Annotated in this window: 1 protein-coding gene; it reads right to left on the minus strand. The window is 65.1% G+C overall.

Annotated elements, in window-relative coordinates; genetic code table 11:
- Positions 1–68: 68 nt before the first annotated feature.
- The coding region (locus AWC19_RS03215) for a phytoene desaturase family protein (RefSeq protein ID WP_142280940.1) at positions 69–1,385 on the minus strand (1,317 nt) is incomplete at its 5' end.

Raw genomic sequence — 1,385 nt, forward strand, 5'->3', positions numbered from 1 at the left:
CAACAGCACACCCGCGACCACACAGGTGGGGCCACTTTCGACCGCCCACCCGGGGCCAAATCAGGCTGTCACAGCCACTCGTCGGCCCACTCGCCACCCTCGATATGCACCGGCACCGTGGCCATGGCCAGGAACAGGGTCTCGCCTTTACTGCCCGGAGGGACTTGATCACGATCGACCACCGAGGGCAGCGCGGTCCACTGTGGGTAGGTGTCCGGGATCCGGCCCGCAGCGGCCTGCAGCTGGGCTCGCTTGATGTATTCGAGCGTCGGACCCAAAAAAAGCAGGCCATTCCACAGCTCTTGTCGCCCGCCGACAAGCTCGGGCCGGTGCGATAAGGCCGCGTCGCTTTTGAATACACCGATGTTCCAACGCAAATTGCTCAGAGCTTTCAACTCTTGCCGGGTGCGACGCGGCACATGCGAGCTGGGCACCATGTCCAAGATGAGCCGTTGTGGGTCGATCGCCCCGACGACGTGGCGGGCCTTGATGCGTTCGCCGCTGGCCAGCTCGACGCCCTCGGCAGTGCCGTCGGAGGTGACGAGCACCTCCGCCACCGGGGCGTCAACACGAATCACTCCGCCGTGCGCCTGCACGCATCGCGCCAGCGACGCCGCGAAGCTGCCCGTGCCGCCCACCGGGCGTGACGACTTCTGGTTGAAATAGGTGCTGCACATCGCCAGCACCCCTCCCGAGCCCCCCTCTGACAGCGGCAGCATCGACCACGAGGCCAGGTTGGCCATCAGGGCCTTGACTTCCTCGCGCTCAAACTCCTCCTCGATCAGCTGTTCGGGCGAAGCCATGAGCATCCGCAGCAACGGACGAAACGACCGACGCCCTTTGGCAACGTGGACGAACATCTGGCCGAGTGTCCGCAAGCTCGGGCGGGTCGGATGGTCCTGCAGATAGGGGCGAACAGCCAGCCAGAGATCGGTGAACAACACATTGAGCCGCTCGAAAGCCGTAGCGTCGCGTGATGAGAATCGGCGGATCTCCTCAACGGAGCGCACGGGATCACGCCACAGTGCAATGGATGCGCCGTCCGGGTTGAGATAAGACCCCCACGGGTCGGCGATTGCGAAGCTCAGGCCGTGTCGCCTCAGGCCGAGTTCCTCGATCACCGACTGGTCGCTGTTGGAGAAGACCATATCCAAAGCGCCGGTGTTCATTCGGAAGCCGGGCGCCTCCTTGACCGTCTCCTCCGTTGCACTCAGCCCGCCCAGTACCCCCTGACCTTCCAGGACAATCATCCGGCGACCCGCCTTCGCGAGGTAGGCGGCGCACGCCAGGCCGTTGTGCCCACCGCCCACCTGGCTGTGACAGCCTGATTTGGCCCCGGGTGGGCGGTCGAAAGTGGCCCCACCTGTGTGGTCGCGGGTTCGCTG

It is taken from the genome of Mycobacterium palustre, assembly GCF_002101785.1.
Lineage (GTDB): Bacteria > Actinomycetota > Actinomycetes > Mycobacteriales > Mycobacteriaceae > Mycobacterium > Mycobacterium palustre.